The sequence below is a fragment of the Marinobacterium sp. NO-S09 genome, assembly GCF_059179545.1.
In genome coordinates, this window is the sequence record NZ_CP168954.1 from 1,252,387 (window position 1) to 1,271,032 (window position 18,646).

Sequence of the window (18,646 nt, forward strand, 5' to 3'; positions counted from 1 at the left end):
TGCGTTAAACTGGGGATATTGTCCGAATGGAGTTGCCGGATGCATATTCGATCTCGCCTTGTCGTGCTAACCCTGATGCTGTTAGCAGGAGCCTTACTGGCTGCGTCCTTTCTGTTAACACCATCCAAGCCCATTAAATTGGGAACCAACCTTTGGCCCGGGTATGAGCCACTCTATGTGGCCCGAGAACAGGGCATATTGAGCAGTGATGACGTGGCGCTGGTTGAGCTGTTATCGGCCAGTGAGGTGATGCGTGCCTTTCGCAATGGCGCCATTGACGCAGCAGCTCTGACACTGGATGAAGTGATTAACCTGAGGGTGCTGGGGCTCAGGCCGGTCATTGTGCAGGTCACCAATATCTCCATGGGCGCTGACGTTATTCTGGCGCAGCCGGGTATTACCTCCTTTGAAGAATTGAAAGGCAAACGGGTGGGTGTCGAAGCAACTGCGCTGGGTGCCTACATGCTGTCACGTGCGCTGGAGCTCAATGCCATGTCGCTCGATGATATCGACGTGGCCCACCTCGAGGTAAATGAGCATGCCGAGGCGTTCAGAGCCGGACAGGTGGATGCGGTTGTCACCTTTGATCCGGTGCCACAACAGATTGGCGAGGACCAGTCGGTTCAACTGTTTGATTCCACTCAAATACCTGGCGAAATTGTCGATGTATTGGTGGTACGTGAACGGACGCTCGCTGAGCGCAAGGATACGATTCGCCAGCTGATCAGAGCCTGGCATGAGGTGCTGGCATTTATTGACGATAATCCCGACGCCAGCGCTCGTATAATGTCTGAACGTTTGAAAGTCACGCCGGTGGAAGTGAAGCATAGTCTGCAGGGGCTAATGCTGCCTGATCAGAAGGCGAGCCTGGAGTTATTTGACGGGAATCCTTCTCCCTTGCAGCGGCAGGTCGAGCGCCTGGCCGAAACCATGCTCAGGGATGATCTGATTGATGATATCCCGGACCTGAAAGACGTAGTGTATGGCGGGTACCCCGACGCATGAACAGGATTAATCAAATCCCGCTAAGGCGCCTGCTGCCTGGCGCCATCATTCTGTTAGCGCTGTTGCTGCTGATCATGGCGCTGGGGGTACTCAAGCCAATGGTCACAGGCATCCTCTACGACAACATGGAGGAGAGCCTGAGATCGACCCTGAACCGCATTCAGGGTACGACCGAATACATGCTGAGCCGGGGAGACCTGGCCGGCCTGAAGCGTGAGGTGGCGGTGACCAGCGCACGTAACCAGGTTAAGCATCTGCTGATTATTGATGCTGACAGCAATGTGATTTCGTCCAGTCGGCTGGCTCATGTTGGCAAGTCGGTAGCTGAACTGGCCCTGCATTTGGATCCGAGCTTGCTTCCACGCGCCCGTGAAGAGATTGAACCCTTGTATGTGAGGCAGCTGGAAGGTGAAAACACTCTGTATGGTTTATCAGCCTTTCGTTACCCTGACCCTGACAACAGCCTGCGGGATCGTCAGGGCCTGATCATTATGGAGCTGGATGTCCAGCAAGTGTTACGTCCTGTGACCTACAAGCTGGATATGATTTTTGCTGCGTTGACGCTTGGGGTTGTGTTGTTCGCCTTTATGGTATGGCGACTGCTGGAGGGAAGCATTACCCGTCGGCTGCAGCAAATTACGCAGGCGGTGGACGGGCTGGCACAGGATGATTTCAGCCAGCGCACAGGCCTGCAGGGCGCGGATGAGCTGGGACAAGTGGGCCAGGTGCTGGACCAGCTGGCGGAGCAGCTCGAGCAGAGCCGTGCCCAGATTGTGACGTTCAATAAGCAGATGGAGAACATCCTCAAGCACATCCCTTCGATGGTGTATATCAAGGACCGCGAAGGGGTGTATCGGCTGGTTAATGAGCGTTTTGTGCAAGTGCTGGGGCAGCCCGATGCCTCCGGTGATACGGTGTTCGATCTTCTGGAAGAGCCTTATGCCCGCTTTATTTCGGAACGCGATCAGCAGGTGCTGGAGCAGGGGACCCCGGTGCAATTCCAGACGGAGTTTCCGGTCAATGATGAATTACACCGCTGGTTTATGGTCAAGTTTCCTCTGGTGGATGAGCAGGGGCATTGCTATGCCGTGGCTACGGTGGCAACGGATGTAACCGAGCAGGAGCGTAACGAAAACCTGGCGCGAATTGCCCGTCGCGTGTTCGAGCACACCAGTGAAGGGATCATGATCACCGATGCGGATAACCGCATTGTCGATGTGAACCAGTCTCTGGTCAGGATGAGCGGCTATAACCGTGACCAGTTGATAGGGGAGTCACCGAATATCCAGAACTCGGGGCGACAGGACCCGGTCTTCTACCACCGTTTCTGGCAGGCGCTCGAACAGCAGGGTAACTGGACTGGCGAGATGGAAAACCGACGTGCAGATGGCAGCCTGTACCCGGTACGTCTTTCAGTCAGTGCCATCTATGACCGTTCGGGAGGCCTAGATGGCTATTTCGGTATTTTCCAGGATATCACTCACGAGAAGCAGGCCGAACAGGACCTGCACCGCCTGGCATACCATGACTCCCTGACCGGGCTGTTCAACCGAACCGAATTTCAGCGTGTTTTGAGCGAGGCAGTTCACCGTGGCGAGCGCTACGGAGAGCCGTTCGGCCTTCTGTTTATCGATCTTGATCTGTTCAAGGAAGTGAATGACTCACTGGGGCATGCGGTAGGTGATCAGCTCCTCTGTGAAGTGGCCAACCGTTTGCGCAGCTGTATCCGTGACAGCGACCGGGCCTTCCGCCTTGGAGGTGATGAATTCACCCTGCTACTGCCTCAGGTGAAACGCGACAGTGAGCTTTCCGCTGTGGCTGAAAAAGCCCTGCAGGCACTTAAAAAACCGTTTTTCATTGACGATCGTGAAGTGCGCATAGGCTGTAGTATTGGTGTGGTTAGTTATCCCCGTGATGGTCACGGGGCGGATATTCTGCTGGGACATGCTGATGCCGCCATGTACTTTGCCAAGGAGCTGGGACGTGGCCGCTTTGCGTTCTTTGATCCGCAGATCAACGAACGCAATCAGCGGGCAATGAAGGTTAAAGCCGAGTTGCCCAAAGCGCTGGAGCGTCAGGAATTCAGTCTGGTGTACCAGCCGAAGCAGAAGCCGGATGGTGCGGTCACCGGGTATGAAGCCTTGATGCGTTGGCAAAGTGCTGAGCTGGGTGCGGTGTCACCGGCGGAGTTTATACCCTTGGCAGAAACCAGTGATGCACTGGAGCTGATGACTGACTGGCTGTTGCAGCAGGTTGTGGCCGACCTGAAGGACCCGAAGCTTTCGGGCAAGCAGATCGCCATCAACCTGTCGCCGCGACAGTTCCAGGGAGGCAACTGGGCCGAGAGCCTGAAGCAAACTATCGAGACCAACAACCTGCGTCCTGAGCAGCTGTGTATCGAGGTGACCGAAGGTGCACTGGTGGAAAACTTTGCTACTGCTGCCGAGCAGCTGTCGGCCGTGCAGGCGCTGGGTGTTGAGGTCGCGGTGGACGACTTTGGCACCGGCTACTCCTCTCTGGAGTATCTCAAGCGTCTGCCCATCGATTATCTGAAGATAGACCGCTCCTTCGTGCGCGATATTGAAACCGATGCCGATGATCGGGTTATTGTCGAAACCATCATCGTGCTGGCGCACTCACTGGGGCTGCAGGTGGTGGCTGAAGGGGTCGAGACCCGTGCGCAAGCGGACTTCCTCAGCGAGCGTGGTTGTGACGAACTGCAGGGCTATCTGTTCTCGGCACCGCGCCCCTTGTCCGAATTGGGTGAACAGCAGGTAAAAATTTAACCATTTCAGATAATTATGTGGTTTTTTTTACAAAGGGTGTTGACAGAAAATCTGAACTCTATAAAATCTGCGCCCATCCTTTGGAGGGGTGGCTGAGTGGTCGAAAGCACCGGTCTTGAAAACCGACGAGTCGAGAGGCTCCCAGGGTTCGAATCCCTGCCCCTCCGCCATTTAGGATGATGATTTGAGCAGTTCCTCGATAGCTCAGTTGGTAGAGCAGTAGACTGTTAATCTATTGGTCGCTGGTTCGAGTCCAGCTCGAGGAGCCAAATCATGAAGATCTAGCCTGTCTGGCTTGATCGATGCGTAGAGCATAAAGAGCGGGTCGTTAGCTCAGTTGGTAGAGCAGTTGGCTTTTAACCAATTGGTCATAGGTTCGAGTCCTATACGACCCACCACTCTTCTCTTCGCAACCGGAGGGTCGTTAGCTCAGTTGGTAGAGCAGTTGGCTTTTAACCAATTGGTCATAGGTTCGAGTCCTATACGACCCACCATTTCCGGTTTTCTTCCTTGTTTTACTTCTTTTGTTTTCTTCCGGCTTTTAATGTCGTTTCTCACTGTTTTTAGCACTGTCTTTACGACCTGATGCCTGCGTTGCTGTCTGGTGTTTGCGCCGACCATCAGTATTCGATGGCCAGCACTTCCAGCCAGAGCTCGTCCTGCTCGGGACGCTCAATGACCACTTCATCGCCCACCTGTTTTTTCAACAGCTGCCGTGACAGCGGTGCATCTATGCTGATGTAACCCTTGGCAGGGTCTATTTCGTCTGCACCGACGATGCGATAGCGGCGCTCCTGGTCCTCTTCGTCCACCAGCGTGACCCAGGCACCGAAAAAGACGCGGCTCTGATCATCCGGCGCACGATCGACCACCTTGATGTGTTCCAGTCGCTTGGACAGGTAACGCACGCGTCGGTCGATTTCACGCAACTGCTTCTTGCCATAGATATATTCGGCATTCTCCGAGCGGTCGCCTTGAGCGGCGGCTTCCTTAACGGCTTGAGTGACTTCCGGGCGTTTTTCCTTCCACAGGTATTTCAGCTCCTTTGTGAGCTCGTTGTAGCCTTCCTGGGTGATATAAGGCGAACTCTTCGCCTGAGGGGGGCGCCAGCGTCCCATCGGTAGGTCTCCGTAAGAAAAAAGTAAAGGATTACAGCTGTTTGCCGATAATACCAGTCACTACGGAGGGATGATGCAAACAGAGCAAATTCAAAATCGAATTGAGACCTATACGGCCTCACTGCCACAGGCAGTGCAGTCGCCCAATGGTGCCCAATTCGCCTTTCTGCTCAGTCTCATCGCCTCGAATCAGGAGATTTACCAGCCGCAGAAGGCGGCTGCACCCGCGGGTGAGGGTTTTGAGCTGCCCACAGCTCCCGGCCTTAGCTACCCTGATCCCACCGAGTTGCACACCCCTCAGGTGGTTGACCGACTCAATCATTCCATCAATGACCCCAATCCGGGCGACTACGCGTTTCAGGTGTCCCGCCTGGAAGTACAGGCCCGTACGCCACGTGCTCAGGCACTGAGATCCGACCGATTCGAGCAGGTTGCTCTGTATGCAGCCAGCAACCTGGCGGGCGAAATCGAGCAGGCGCGCAGCTCTATCCATGTAGAGGCCTGACACAGGGCCGCAAATATGTTTTCCTAGCGCGTTTTGTCCCCCACCTGAGGTTGTTCGGATGTCGGAGAAATCCCAGTCACGCGCCATGCTGCTAGGTCTGAGCGCAGTTCTGCTTTGGTCCACGGTGGCCACGGCATTTAAACTCTCTTTGCAGACCCTCAGTCCACTGCAGTTGCTGGGCTGGTCCGGCCTGTTTTCGACCCTGGTACTGGCCGTGGCGGTCAGCTGGCAGCACCGCTGGGGTGAGCTGCTGCAACAGCTGCGTCGACGTCCCGGCTACTATCTGGCGATGGGTGCGCTGAATCCCTTTCTGTACTATCTGGTGCTGTTCCGTGCCTATGATCTGCTGCCCGCACAGCAGGCTCAGGCGCTCAACTATACCTGGGCACTGACGCTGGCATTGCTGGCTGTGCCCTTGCTGAAGCAGAAACTGCATCGAATCGATATCATTGCCATGCTGTTGGGGTATCTGGGCGCGCTGGTGATTGCCACTCGCGGCAACCTGCTGGCGCTGGAATTCGATAGCTTGCCCGGAGTGGCACTGGCACTGGGCAGTACCCTGATCTGGGCGCTGTACTGGATTCTCAACACCCGCGCAGAAGGAGCGCCGGCGGTGACGTTGTTGCTCTGTTTTCTGCTGGGTACACCCATGGTATGGGCATTGATGGCCTGGCAGGGTGAGCTGGTGGTGCCGTCTCTGCAGGGGCTGCTGGGGGCGGCTTATGTAGGGCTGTTCGAGATGGGGGTAACCTTCCTGCTTTGGCTGGGGGCGATGCGGGCGGCGACGCATGTCAGCCGTATCTCGAACCTGATTTTCCTGTCACCTTTTCTGTCGCTGGTGTTTATCCGGCTGTTCCTGAATGAGCCCATAGTGCCTGCCACCTTTGTGGGGCTGGCACTGATTGTGGGTGCAGTGGTACTGCAGCAGAAAATGAAGCCTTCAGAGCCAGCGCCAGCGGCGGAACAGCCAGAATAACCCGCCCACCATCAGGCTCAGGCTGACTAGAAACATGAGGAAGGCGTTGTCGTTGTCGGCACCGGGAATACCGCCAACGTTGATGCCCAGCAGGCCGGTAAGAAAGCCCAGCGGCAAGAAGATGGCGGAGATGATCGACAGTACGTACATGCGCTGGTTGAGCTGCTCGCTTTGTTGGCTGGCCAGCTCTTCCTGTGCCATGGCGGCACGCTCGCGCAGCATATCCAGGTCTTCAATGTGGCGCAGCAGGCGGTCGCTGATCTCCCGCAGGGCCAGGCGGTGATCGGTACTCAGCCAGTCCAGGCGCTCGCCCTGCAGCTGGTTGAACGCATCACGCTGAGGTGAGTAGTAGCGACGCAGGCTGATGCACTGACGGCGCAGGTTGCGCACGCTGTGGCGCATTTCACTGTCTGCGTCGGTCAGCAGGTTCAATTCCAGTTCCGAAAGCTCATCATCCAGTGCTTCCACGGTCAGCCCCATGCGCTCCACCAGCCCTTCATTGAGCTGCACGATCAGATCGGCACTGGTGCAGGGGCCCTGACCGGCATGCAGCTGTTCTACCAGCTTGATTACCGAGAGCAGGCGACGTTTACGGGTGGAGATTATGCAGTTGGAGGAGATGCACAGGCGAATGGAGACCATGTCCTCGGGGTCTGCGCCCGGGTTGGTGTTGACGCCACGCAGGGCCAGCAGCAGGTGTTCGCCCAGCAGGGCTGCACGGGGGCGAGTGTTTTCCGCCAGCAGGGATTCGATGGCCAGTTCCGACAGCTTGCTCTGCTGCTCCAGCCACTGTCGGGAGGCTGTGTCGGTGTAATCCAGGTGCAGCCACAGCAGACCCTGATCAGGCTGCCAGGTATCCAGCTGATCCGGTGTCAGGCTGGTGGCGCCGCCCTGACCGTCGAGTAATAGCGCGTGTAGCGGGGGAGATTCGAGCGTCATGGCGGCTTTCCTGTGCAATCGGCCTTATTCGGTACGCCAGGTGATTTTTTCGGTGTTGCCGTTTTCGATGCGCCACCATTCGTCGGGATCATCTCCGTCTTCCCAGCCGGATACGATACAACGCACCTGCGTGTCCAGTCCCTTGGCAGCGGCTTCGGCGCAATCCAGGTCACGTTCCCAGGGAGTGGCGTCGGAGCGGAACCAGAGGCTGGTCCAGGCCTTGCCCAAGGCGCGCTCATGGATCATTACCGGAATGATCTGGCCCTTGATGGTGCAGGACAGGTGGTGGGTGGTGCCGCTGGTTTGGACTTCCTGCAGGGATTCGCTGAGTTGCTCCAGCCAGGCCAGGATTTGCTCCAGTGAGCGGCTTTTGATGTAAATCTCAATGTCGGGGTGGCGTGTTGTCTCGTCGCTCATCATCGTCGTCCAGAAAATGCCAAATTCGCAGCAGGCTGAGGCTCAGATAGCCATACAGGGCGAGTATGCTGCCGAGGCTCAGCAGGATCAAGCCTGCAAGCGCCAGCATTTCAGCCTTGAGGCCACTCGGCAGGCTGTACTGGGCCATCATGATGGCGCCCAGGCCTATAAAGAACAGAAAGGCGCCGCTCATCAGATTGCGCAGGTTGGCGCGGCCGTCTTCTGCCTGGCGGCGCAATCTGGCTTTGAGGCGCTGCCAGTTCATCGTTTGTGGAACAGGTACAGGGTAAAGTCGGCCTGTTCCTGCAGTTGCTCACACTGGTTGAGGCGAGTGCGGGCCTCGGGCTTGAGGCGTTGACCGTGCGGCGTCATGGCCAGCAGGTCCTGTATCGCCTGAGCAGTGTTCAGGGTGAAGTCGAAACTGAGTGATTCGCAGGAAACGGGCTCGAACTGCTCTGTCAGTAACGCCGCGGGGTCATAACCGGATGTCGCACGCACGTCGGTATAGATAAGACGGCGCAGTTCCAGCAGATGATTAGGGCCGGGAATCACGACCAGCAATAGCCCGCCGGGTTTGAGTACGCGTGCAGTGGGTTCCGGCATCAGGCGGCTGAATACCAGTGTGGCGGCATCGACGGAAGCTTCGGCCAGCGGGATATCGGCGCCGGTCGCTACCAGCCAGTGCACGTCTTTATTGCGCTTGCAGGCGGTTTTGATCGCGTCCTTGGAGATATCCAGCCCGGTGGTACAGCAGCCCAGCTGGCGTGCCAGGCGGTCGGTATACCAGCCTTCGCCGCAGCCCAGGTCCAGCAACTGTGTCTGCTCGTCGGGGGTGAGTTCGGACTGCAGCAGCTGCCCGATGCGCTCCGCCAGCGGCGTGTAGTAGCCGGCTTCCAGAAAACGCTGTCGGGCTTGCACCATTTCGGCATTATCGCCCGGAGCCTTGCTGCGCTTTTTCTGCGGCAACAGCAGGTTCCAGTAGCCCTGACGGGCGCGGTCGAAGCTATGCCCGTTGGCACAGCTCAGCCGCTTGTCATCCAGTACCAGTGCCTCACGGCAGACCGGGCAGGCCAGTGCAGGCTCGCTCATGCCTTGGCAACCAGCAGGCGGGCCAGGATGTTTTCGTACAGGGACGAAAGGTCATCCAGATCCTGGGCACGCACGCGCTCGTTGATCTTGTGGATGGTGGCGTTGCACGGCCCCAGTTCCACCACCTGTGCACCGGTAGGCGCGATAAAACGCCCGTCAGAGGTGCCGCCGGAGGTGGACAGTTCGGTTTCGTAACCCATGATCGCCTGGATCGCTTCACGGCTGGCATCAACCAGGTCGCCGGCAGGGGTCAGGAAGGGGTTGCCGGACAGAATCCAGTCGATATCCCACTCCAGGTTGTGCTTATCGAGAATATCGCGCACGCGGGTCTTGAGTTCGTCCGCCGTCACTTCGGTGGAGAAGCGGAAGTTGAAGGCCACATCCACTTCACCCGGAACCACGTTGGTGGCACCGGTACCGGCGTCGATGTTGGAAATCTGGAAACTGGTCGGCGGGAAGAAATCGTTGCCCTCGTCCCAGGTGGTCGCTGCCAGTTCGGCCAGTGCCGGCGCCGCTTCATGAATCGGGTTGCGCACCAGGTGCGGATAGGCCACATGACCCTGAATGCCGCGTACCTTGAGGCTGCCGCTGAGGGAACCACGACGTCCGTTCTTGATGATATCGCCCAGCTTGTTGGTGCTGGAGGGTTCGCCGACGATGCACCAGTCGATCTTCTCGTTGCGGGCTTCCAGGTGGTCGATGACGCGGGTGGTCCCGTTCACGAAGGGGCCTTCTTCGTCGCTGGTGATCAGCAATGCGATGGAGCCTTCATGGTCAGGGTGGTGCTCGATAAAGCGTTCTACAGCCGTTACAAATGCGGCCAGGCTGCCTTTCATGTCGGCGGCACCACGGCCGCAAAGGTAGCCCTCTTCAATAACCGGCTCGAAGGGCGGATGATCCCAGTGTGCTTCGGGGCCGGATGGCACCACATCGGTGTGGCCGGCAAAGCAGAATACCGGACCGCTGTCGCCACGACGGGCCCAGAAGTTGGTCACTTCTTCGAACGGCAGGCGTTCAATCTTGAAGCCCAGAGCTTCAAGGCGGCTGATCATCAGTTCCTGGCAGCCGGCATCTTCCGGGGTGACCGAAGGGCGGCTGATCAGGTCCTTGGCCAGTTCAAGAGTGGGCGAGAGCTGTGTCATGACGGGTATCCTGCTTGGCAAAAGGTGAAAACCCCGCAGGCCAGGCCGGCGTGCGGGGTCAGGTACGCTGAGGTCGCTGCTTAGTTGTGCGAGTGCAGCTCAGCGTTCAGTTCGATCGCGCTCTTGTTGGTTTTCACCTCGATACGACCGTTCTGGGAGTTACGACGGAACAGCAGGTCCGGCTTGCCGGCCAGCTCAGCGGCCTTGATGACGCCAACCGAGTTGTTCTGGTCGTCCAGCAGGGTGACCTTGGAGCCGCCCGTTACGTACAGACCGGCTTCGATGGTGCAGCGATCGCCCAGCGGCAGGCCCAGACCGGCGTTGGCACCCAGCAGGCAGTTTTCACCCACGGAGATCACTACGTTGTTGCCACCGGACAGGGTGCCCATGGTAGAAGCGCCACCGCCAACATCGGAGCCGTTACCCACGACAACGCCGGCAGAGATGCGGCCTTCAACCATGCTCACGCCCAGTGTACCGGCGTTGAAGTTGATGAAGCCTTCGTGCATGACAGTAGTGCCTTCACCTACGTGCGCGCCCAGACGGATACGGGCCGCATCACCGATGCGGATACCGGCCGGAACCGCGTAGTTGGCCATTTTCGGGAACTTGTCTACAGACTGAACGTCCAGCACGCGGCCCTGGGCGCGGGCAGACAGCTGACGACGCGGCAGGTCTTCCAGTGCCACGGCGCCTTCATTGGTCCAGGCCACGTTCGGCAGCAGCGGGAACATGCCGCTCAGGTCCAGACCGTGCGGCTGAACCAGACGGTTGGACAGCAGGGACAGCTTCAGATACACCTCGGCAGTGGTCTGCGGTGCCGCATCGGTTTCCAGAATGCACAGTACAACCGGCTGAGAAGTGCCTTCCAGAATTTCCACCACTTCAGCCTGAGCTTCAGCATCGACGGACAGGAATGCCGCTTCCAGAGATTTCAGCTGGGCTGCGTCCAGTTCGATCGCCTGGTTACCGCCTTCGTAACCCACTTTCTCGGCTACGGCTGCAACCAGTGCATCGTCTGCGTTCAGCAGCGGTGCGTTGTAATAGACTTCCAGCCAGTCACCTGCGGAAGATTTGGTGCCTACACCCAGACCCAGTGCGAAATTCGCCATTGTTAACTCCGTTCTTCAAAAAGTAAAAATGTGTTCAGTAATCGGTATTGGTTGGCCCGGCTCAGTTGCCGAACAAGGCGGCATAGCTGTCCGTCTTGAAGCCGATCTCGATGCGGCCGTCGTCCAGTTCCAGCACCGGACGCTTGATCAGCGTGGGCTGCTCCACCAGCAGCGCCTGCAGTGCGGCTTCATCGGTGGTGGCCTTGACCTCATCGGGCAGCTGGCGCCAGGTGGTGCCGCGCTTGTTCAGAACCTTGTCGATACCTGCGGCTGCGCACCAGCGGGCAACCTGCTCGGCACTCAGGCCCTGTTTGCGAAAATCATGAAACTCGAACTCAACCGCTTCTGCTTCCAGCCATTTGCGCGCCTTGCGCACCGTATCGCAGTTGCTGATACCGTAGATGGTTGTCATGCCGGCTCCCGTTACAGCGATTCAATGTAGCGGCGGATTCGCTCGGCCGCTTCGACACATTCAGACACGGTGGCGACCAGTGCCATGCGCACAAAGCCAGCGCCTGGAACCACGCCGTCGATTTCGCGGGACAGGTAGCGACCCGGCAGTACAGTCAGGTTCTGCTGCTCGAACAGCCCCTTGGCGAACTCGTCATCGGCGATGGGCGTCGGCGCCCAGAGGTAGAAGCTGGCATCGGACTGTTTCACGTCCATGACCGGCTGCAGCACGCGCAGTACGGCTTCGAACTTGTGGCGGTACTGGCTGCGGTTCTCCAGTACGTGTGCTTCGTCGTTCCAAGCAGCGATAGAGGCCAGCTGGTGTTGAATCGGCATGGAGCAGCCGTGGTAGGTGCGGTACAGCAGGAAGGGCTCCAGCAGGCTGGCATCACCGGCGATGAAACCGGAACGCATGCCTGGCAGGTTGGAGCGCTTGGACAGGCTGTGGAACACGATGCAGCGGGCGTAATCGCTCCGGCCCAGTTCAGCACAGGCCTGCAGCAGACCGGCCGGCTTGTTGTTCTCATCCGGGTACAGCTCGGAGTAGCACTCGTCGGAGCAGAGGATGAAATTGTGCTCATCCGCCAGCGCAATCAGCTTTTTCAGCGTGTCCATGTCATGCACGGCGCCAGTGGGGTTGCCCGGTGAGCAGACAAACAGCAGCTGGCAGCGCTGCCAGACATCGGTCGGAACGGCGTCGTAATCCGGAATAAACCCGTTTTCCGGCAGGCAGTTCAGATAGTGTGGCTCGGCACCGGCCAGATAGGCGGCGCCTTCATAGATCTGGTAGAAGGGGTTGGGCGCGACCACCAGCGCATCGGGCTTGCGTGATACGGCGGCCTGTGTGAAGGCGAAGATCGCTTCACGGGTACCGTTCACCGGCAGCACGTTGCGGTCCGGGTCCACATTGCCCGCACCCAGCTCAAAGCGACGCTCACACCAGCCGGCGATGGCCTGGCGCAGTTCCGGCATTCCCTTGGTGGTGGGATAGTTCGACAGGCAGTTGAGGTTATCCGCCATTACCTCCAGCACGAACGGCGGGGCCGGGTGCTTGGGCTCACCGATGCCGAGCGAAATGTGCTCAAGGCTGGTCGGTGGCTGGACGCCGGCTTTGAGCACGGCCAGCTTTTCAAACGGATAGGGCTGGAGTCTGTCGAGATCTGGGTTCATGCGCTTTTCCTGTCAGGCCCTGCTACTCACAAAAAAAGCAGGGTTTTTCGCTCACGTTTGGGGGCGAAAGTATAGCGGATGGCGCCTGTCAGGCGCCAGTGAGATGCCGGGGATTGAGCAGCTGTTCCAGCTCCTCGCGGCTCAAGTCGGTTTCTTCAGCAACCACGTCGATGATGGGGCGACATTCGGCATAGGCCTGCTTGGCCAGTGCCGCTGCGCGTTCGTAGCCCAGAACCGGGTTCAGTGCCGTCACCAGCACCGGGTTGCGGGCAAGCGTCGCCTCGATATGTTCGTTGTTGATGCTGAAGCCCTGAATGGCCTTGTCGGCCAGGTGTTCGGCGGAGTTGGCGACCAGCGTCTGGCTCTGCAGCAGGTTATAGGCAATCAGGGGCAGCATGGTGTTGAGCTGGAAGTTGCCGTGCTGAGTGCAGATGCTGATGCTGGTGTCGTTGCCGCTGACCTGGGCTGCGGCCATCATCACCGCTTCCGGGATCACCGGATTGACCTTGCCGGGCATGATTGAAGAGCCGGGCTGCAGCGTGGGCAGTGCGATCTCACCCAAGCCTGCCAGCGGGCCGGAGTTCATCCAGCGCAGATCGTTGGCGATCTTCATCAGGCTGGTAGCGCAGGTTTTCAGCTGGCCGGACAATTCCAGCGCCGTGTCCTGGGTTGCCTGGGCACTGAAATGGCTGGCGGCCGGTTTGACGGTCAGGCCGCTGCGGGTGCTGAGATAACGGCAGAACAGACGGGCAAAGGTGGGCGGCGCATTGACGCCGGTGCCGACGGCAGTGCCGCCCTGGGCCAGTTGGGTCAGGCGCGGGCGAATATTCTCCAGCCGTGTCAGGTTATCTTCAATCTGCTGCTGCCAGGCGGCCAGCTCCTGATCCATGCGGATCGGCATGGCATCCATCAAATGGGTACGGCCGGTTTTCACCACATCCGCCACTTCATAGCGTTTGCGGGTAAGGCGCCCGACCAGGTGGCGCAGTGCCGGCAGCAGGCGGTTCTCCAGCATCAACAGGTTGCTGACATGGATGCAGGTGGGAATCACATCGTTGGAGCTCTGGCTCATGTTGATGTGGTCGTTGGGGTGCAGCTCAAGGCCCGAGTGATGCTTGACCAGCGAGGCCAGCACTTCGTTCATGTTCATGTTGGTGCTGGTGCCGGAACCGGTCTGGAACACATCAACCGGGAAATGCTCGGCATAGCCACCTTCGATAATGCGGTCGGCGGCGGCGACAATGGCGTCGGCCTGCTCCTTCTCCAGCAGGCCCAGCTCGGCATTGGCCTGGGCGCAGGCTGCCTTGATACGCGCCAGGGTGGCGATGAAATGATCCGGCAGTTTCAACTCGCTGAACTGGAAATTGTCCACCGCGCGCTGGGTTTGAGCACCGTAGAGTGCCGCTTCGGGAACTTCCACTTCCCCCAGACTATCGTGTTCGACTCGGGTGTTATTGGCCATTTCGTGATCTCCTTGCCCGATCAGGGCAGCACTTTTTTCACTTTGGACTTCAGCGTCTTGCTCTCTTCCAATAGACTCAGCATAGCGGGTATGACCACGAGTATCAGCAGGGTTCCGTAGGCCAGACCAAACACGATAGAGGTGGCCATGGGAATGAGGAAGCGTGCCTGCAGCGAGGTTTCGAACAGGATCGGCATCAGGCCGCCGATGGTGGTCAACGATGTCAGCAACACCGCACGCAAGCGCTGGCAGGCCGCTTCGATGATCGCCTCACGCACCGCCATGCCCTGTTCGCGCAAGCCCTTGTAGAAGGTGACCAGAACGATGGAGTCGTTGATGACGATGCCGGACAGGCCAAAGAGACCGAACAGGGACAGCACGGTCAGGTCCAGACCGCTGAGCAGGTGGCCGTAGATGGCACCGGTGAGGCCCAGGGGAATGGCCAGCATGACCACCACGGGCCAGCTCCAGGAGCCGAACACCCAGGTCAGGATGATGTAGATCAGGGCCAGTGCCAGCAGCAGGCCGGCTTTCATATCGGCCAGGGTTTCGCGCTGGTCACGGTTCTTGCCTTCAAAACTGGCGCCGACACCGTACTCGCTGGTCAGTGAAGGAATAACCTCTTCCTGCAGTTTGGCGATGACTTCGTCAGCGTTGGTCACGGCCTCGTCCAGATCGGCAGACACGTTCAGGGCCAGCTGGCCATCGATACGTTGCAGGCTGTCCAGACCCGGTCGTGCCTCGAAGCTGACAACGTTGCCAATCGGGGTGACGCGGCCATCCGGCAACACCACCGGCAGTGAGCCCAAAGTGCTGAGCTGATCGCGGGCGGCGTCAGGCAGCATCACGCGTACTTCGATCTCGTCCCGTCCTTCGTAAAAGGCCTGTACCTTCTGGCCATCAAAGGCGGATCTTAGCTGACCGCCCAGCGCGTTCAGTGTCAGTCCGGCAGCCTGCGCCGAGGGTGTCAGGCTGTAGATCAGCTGGGTACTGCCCCAGGGCAGATCGTCGTCCACGTTGGACAGCCCCGAGTAACGGGACAGACGGTCCTGCAGTGCCAGTGACGCCTGCTTCAGCGTGCTGACGTCGGGGCCGGTCAGTTTGACCTCGATGGGTTTGCCGGGCGGGCCGGCCTGCGCCAAATCGATGCTGAATTTCTCAATACCGGCGGGCAGCTGGATCTGTTCACGCCAGTGACGGATCAGCTGCTGGTTGGTCACCTCACGATCATCGGCCGGCTTGAGTTCCACATAGAGCGAACCGTAGGTATCGCCGGTGAAAGCCGTGGCTGAACTGCGCGGGAAATTGGCCATGCCGGATTCGCGCAGCCGAACCTTGACCAGGTCACCACCCAGCGCCTCATCCGTATTGCCCAGCGTACTGTCCAGATGCGCCAGAAAACGATCCACGTGGATACGGTCGGTACCGGCCACAAACTTGACGTTGGCGGTGAGGGTGTTGGTATCCACGCTGGGGAAAAAGGTAAACGACAGGCGGCCACCGGCGATCAGGCCAAATCCGACCACCAGCAACCCCAGGGCCAAGGCGAGGGTAGCGCCACGGTGATGCAGGGCCAGGGTGATAAAGCGGCGGAACTGGTGTTCACGGAAATGGTGGAAGCCCGCGTCCAGTCGCAGGCGCAGTTTGGATGGGCGCAGATCCTGGATACTGCGCAGGCTGTGGCTCAGGTGACCGGGCAGAATCAGCAGGCACTCCAGCAGCGACGCCAGAATGACGCAGATGACTACCGTAGGAATGTCGATCAGGATGCTGCCGATAATGCCACCCACCATCAACAGCGGCAAAAAGGCAGCAATGGTGGTGAGCGAAGAGGCGATTACTGGCGCAGCCATGCGCTTGGCGCCACCGATGGCCGCTTGCAGGCCCGGTTCGCCTTTTTGCACATGGGTCAGGGTATCCTCGCCCACCACGATGGCATCATCCACGATGATCCCCAGGGCCATGATGAAGGCGAACAGGGACATCATGTTGATGGAGCCGCCAATACCCCAGAGCACTGCCAAAGCCGTCATGAATGAAACCGGAATACCGACACAGACCCAGAAGGCGACGCGGGCATTGAGGAACAGGAACAGCACCAGAATCACCAGAATCAGGCCGCTGATGCCGTTTTTCACCAGCAGCTGGATACGGTCGCGCACCAGTTGCCAGCTTTCATTGAAGGCCACCAGCTCGACACCCTGCGGCAGGGTGGGCCGGGTATCGGCGAGCCAGGTATCAAGGATCGCAGCCGCTTCCAGAGTGTCGTCTGCTTCCGTGCGTTTCAGTTGCATCAGTACGGCAGGCTGACCCTGCCAGGACAGCAGCACGGAACGGTCGCGCGGGCGTTGCTCCACCTGAGCGACATCACCCACACGAACCAGTCGCCCCTGAGCATCGGTAAGCAATGGCAGTTGGCGGAAGCCTTCGCTGTCACGCTCCTGGCCCAGGCTGCGGATCTGGCGCGCGCCTTCACCGCGGGCGGCGGTGCCGGCGGGTAGATCCCGGCTGTGTTCACGGATACGGGCGGCGATCTGTTCCAGGGTCAGGCCCAGCTGCTGCAGTTGCTCGGGCGGCACCTGGATGGCGATCTCCTGCTCCGGCAGGCCGATGAAATCGATCTTGCGCACACCACGGTCCAGCAGCTCCTGTTCCAGCTGATAGGCCAGCGGACGCAGCTCATCCAGCGAGGCTTGATCCGAGGTGAGAATAACGTCGGAGATGCCTTCGTAATTGATGACCTTCTGGATCAGCGGCTCTTCGCTGTCGCTGGGCAGATCGGCGCGAATGGCATCGACCTTCTGGCGCACTTCAGTGAGGGCGTAATCCACATCCGTGCCTTCTTCCAGCTCTACGCGAAAGGCCGCACGCCCCTGATTGGCGGTGGCATAGAGCGTATCCACACCGTTGACCGAGCGCAGCTCCTGCTCCACCGGCAGCAGAATAGAACGCTCCACATCCTCGGCGCTGGCGCCGCTCCAGACCACTTCCACCGTGACAATGTCGATATCAAAGGTGGGAAAGAACTGGGTGTTGAGCTGGCGTAAACCGTACAGGCCACTGAGCAATAACAGCAGCATCAGCAGGTTGGCGGCGACACGGTGGCTGGCAAAAAGGGCGATGAATCCGTGCATGCTTATTCCACCACCTGTACCGGCAGCCCGCCGATGGCATTGGGCAGCTGCGTGGTAATGATCCTGTCACCGCTGCTCAGGGCATCGGCACTGACCAGCACCTGTTGCTGGCCATCAGGCAGTTGGCGCTGACCAGCCAGCTCTACCCTCACGGCTTGCAGGCGCTCATTCTCATCCAGACGGTATACGCGGTTGGTGCCGTACAGGGCTTCCGGCGGCAGGGCGAACAGCGCGTCCTGTTTCGGTAGCTGCAAGCGGATACTGAGGGTTTGTCCCGGCAATGGTAGCTGGCCTTGTGGTGGCAAGCTGAACAGGGCATCCACGCCGGCCTGGCCGGGGTTGATGCGGGCCGCCAGGCGTTGCATTTCCAGCGACACTGTCTCTCCGGCCAGTTCGGCACGTGCCTGCAAAGGTCCCTGCTCAAGGGCTTGCCCCAGGCGCTCGCGCCAGTGGTCAGGCACCTGTGCTCTGAGCTGAATACGGTCCAGGTCGTAGAGTGTAATCAAGGCATCCCCCGGGCGTACGCGGTTGCCGACCGCGGTTTCGATACCGAGGATGCGGGCATTGAATGGGGCCTGAATGCGGGTGCGCTCCAGGTCCAGCTCAGCCAGTTCAATCTGGCTTTGGGTACGCTCACGCTCGGCTTCCAGTTGGGCTAGCCGGTTGGGATGATCGGCGATGGACTGGCGTCGTGCTTCGATAGCCAGCGCCTGCTGGCGCAGGGTCTGGCGGCTGGTATCCAGTTGCTCCTGGCTGAGCAGGTTACGCTGTTGCAGGCTCTCGGCGCGATCGACACGGTCCTGATTCAGCCTCTGCACATCCTGTTCCAGCTTAAGTGAACTGCGGTCGTGCTCATAACGCACCTGCTCTGCGTTGATACGAGCGTTGATGGCCGCCAGTTCGGCCTTGCGCTGGCGCAATTGGAGTTCAACCTCACGTGCATCCAGTTCCAGCAACAGGCTGCCTCGAGGCTGTTGCTCACCCTCGGACGCGAGGATACGGCTGACATCGGCGTTGAGGGCACTGCTCAGGCGCGTGGTCTGGGGGGGCTCAAACTGGCCGTAGAGCGTCAGTTCGGGGGCCGCTGAAATACTGTTCAGTTCGGTGGCGGTGACGTTCCAGCGTTTGATCTGGGCTTCTTGAGCCTGGGGTTGCTCACGGGTTTTGACCAGCGCAAAGGTGATCAGACCGGCGATGGCCAGAATCAGTAACGGCAACAGACGCTTGAACAGAGAGTACGTCCCGACAGAGTCACGCATGAGGCATCCTTGGTGTCGATGAGTAGTGTCGCGTACAGAAGAGACCGCCGCTTACGGAACCCGGCGGAATTTGGATCTATGG

Annotated in this window: 16 protein-coding genes and 4 tRNA genes; 8 read left to right on the forward strand and 12 right to left on the reverse strand. The window is 59.1% G+C overall.

Going from position 1 to position 18,646, the window contains the following annotated elements:
• Positions 1 to 39 precede the first annotated feature (39 nt).
• The 6 genes from O3C79_RS05890 (at position 40) to O3C79_RS05915 (ending at position 4,285) form a co-directional block, all read left to right on the forward strand.
• Positions 40 to 1,005: an ABC transporter substrate-binding protein gene (locus O3C79_RS05890; protein ID WP_494385179.1), complete on the forward strand. Its 966-nt coding sequence runs from the start codon at positions 40 to 42 to the stop codon at positions 1,003 to 1,005.
• Entirely contained in the window at positions 1,002 to 3,791 is a 2,790-nt protein-coding gene (locus tag O3C79_RS05895) for an EAL domain-containing protein (protein WP_494385180.1), read from the forward strand. The genes O3C79_RS05890 and O3C79_RS05895 overlap by 4 nt, the downstream gene beginning before the upstream one ends.
• Before the next feature lie 82 nt (positions 3,792 to 3,873).
• Positions 3,874 to 3,961, forward strand: a tRNA-Ser gene (locus O3C79_RS05900).
• 23 nt (positions 3,962 to 3,984) lie between these two features.
• Positions 3,985 to 4,060 (forward strand) — tRNA-Asn (locus O3C79_RS05905).
• A 53-nt stretch (positions 4,061 to 4,113) separates the two neighbouring features.
• Positions 4,114 to 4,189 (forward strand) — tRNA-Lys (locus O3C79_RS05910).
• Positions 4,190 to 4,209: 20 nt separating this feature from the next.
• Positions 4,210 to 4,285 (forward strand) — tRNA-Lys (locus tag O3C79_RS05915).
• Between the two features lie 126 nt (positions 4,286 to 4,411).
• On the opposite strand, the gene greB is transcribed toward O3C79_RS05915, so the two are convergent.
• Positions 4,412 to 4,909, reverse strand: coding sequence for a transcription elongation factor GreB (greB, locus tag O3C79_RS05920; protein ID WP_494385181.1), 498 nt, complete (start codon positions 4,907 to 4,909; stop codon positions 4,412 to 4,414).
• A 73-nt stretch (positions 4,910 to 4,982) separates the two neighbouring features.
• Between greB and O3C79_RS05925 the strand changes: the two genes are divergently transcribed.
• A complete protein-coding gene (locus O3C79_RS05925) occupies positions 4,983 to 5,414 on the forward strand; it encodes a hypothetical protein (protein ID WP_494385182.1) in 432 nt (143 codons plus the stop codon).
• Positions 5,415 to 5,472: 58 nt separating this feature from the next.
• The gene (locus O3C79_RS05930) at positions 5,473 to 6,390 is read left to right on the forward strand and encodes a DMT family transporter (RefSeq protein WP_494385183.1); all 918 of its coding nucleotides are present in this window, start codon (positions 5,473 to 5,475) and stop codon (positions 6,388 to 6,390) included.
• On the opposite strand, the gene O3C79_RS05935 is transcribed toward O3C79_RS05930, so the two are convergent.
• The 11 genes from O3C79_RS05935 to O3C79_RS05985 all read right to left on the reverse strand — a co-directional run bounded on the left by O3C79_RS05935 (position 6,355) and on the right by O3C79_RS05985 (position 18,564).
• Complete coding sequence (locus O3C79_RS05935; RefSeq protein ID WP_494385184.1) at positions 6,355 to 7,329, reverse strand: zinc transporter ZntB; 975 nt, start codon at positions 7,327 to 7,329, stop codon at positions 6,355 to 6,357. The genes O3C79_RS05930 and O3C79_RS05935 overlap by 36 nt on opposite strands.
• 24 nt (positions 7,330 to 7,353) lie before the next feature.
• On the reverse strand, positions 7,354 to 7,746 hold the full coding sequence (locus O3C79_RS05940) for a hypothetical protein (protein ID WP_494385185.1): 393 nt from the start codon (positions 7,744 to 7,746) through the stop codon (positions 7,354 to 7,356).
• Positions 7,712 to 8,011, reverse strand: a complete 300-nt coding sequence (locus O3C79_RS05945) for a hypothetical protein (protein WP_494385186.1) — start codon at positions 8,009 to 8,011, stop codon at positions 7,712 to 7,714. Before O3C79_RS05945 ends, O3C79_RS05940 begins: the two co-directional genes overlap by 35 nt.
• Positions 8,008 to 8,835: a putative RNA methyltransferase gene (locus O3C79_RS05950; protein WP_494385187.1), complete on the reverse strand. Its 828-nt coding sequence runs from the start codon at positions 8,833 to 8,835 to the stop codon at positions 8,008 to 8,010. The genes O3C79_RS05945 and O3C79_RS05950 overlap by 4 nt, the downstream gene beginning before the upstream one ends.
• On the reverse strand, positions 8,832 to 9,977 hold the full coding sequence (dapE, locus tag O3C79_RS05955; protein WP_494385188.1) for a succinyl-diaminopimelate desuccinylase: 1,146 nt from the start codon (positions 9,975 to 9,977) through the stop codon (positions 8,832 to 8,834). Before dapE ends, O3C79_RS05950 begins: the two co-directional genes overlap by 4 nt.
• A gap of 80 nt (positions 9,978 to 10,057) precedes the next feature.
• Complete coding sequence (gene dapD, locus O3C79_RS05960; protein ID WP_010322603.1) at positions 10,058 to 11,089, reverse strand: 2,3,4,5-tetrahydropyridine-2,6-dicarboxylate N-succinyltransferase; 1,032 nt, start codon at positions 11,087 to 11,089, stop codon at positions 10,058 to 10,060.
• Between the two features lie 61 nt (positions 11,090 to 11,150).
• Complete coding sequence (locus O3C79_RS05965) at positions 11,151 to 11,501, reverse strand: ArsC family reductase (protein WP_494385189.1); 351 nt, start codon at positions 11,499 to 11,501, stop codon at positions 11,151 to 11,153.
• An 11-nt stretch (positions 11,502 to 11,512) separates the two neighbouring features.
• Complete coding sequence (gene dapC, locus O3C79_RS05970) at positions 11,513 to 12,709, reverse strand: succinyldiaminopimelate transaminase (protein ID WP_494385190.1); 1,197 nt, start codon at positions 12,707 to 12,709, stop codon at positions 11,513 to 11,515.
• A gap of 88 nt (positions 12,710 to 12,797) precedes the next feature.
• Complete coding sequence (locus tag O3C79_RS05975) at positions 12,798 to 14,171, reverse strand: class II fumarate hydratase (RefSeq protein WP_494385191.1); 1,374 nt, start codon at positions 14,169 to 14,171, stop codon at positions 12,798 to 12,800.
• 20 nt (positions 14,172 to 14,191) lie between these two features.
• Complete coding sequence (locus tag O3C79_RS05980; RefSeq protein WP_494385192.1) at positions 14,192 to 17,305, reverse strand: efflux RND transporter permease subunit; 3,114 nt, start codon at positions 17,303 to 17,305, stop codon at positions 14,192 to 14,194.
• A 2-nt stretch (positions 17,306 to 17,307) separates the two neighbouring features.
• The gene (locus O3C79_RS05985; protein WP_494385193.1) at positions 17,308 to 18,564 is read right to left on the reverse strand and encodes an efflux RND transporter periplasmic adaptor subunit; all 1,257 of its coding nucleotides are present in this window, start codon (positions 18,562 to 18,564) and stop codon (positions 17,308 to 17,310) included.
• Positions 18,565 to 18,646 lie beyond the last annotated feature (82 nt).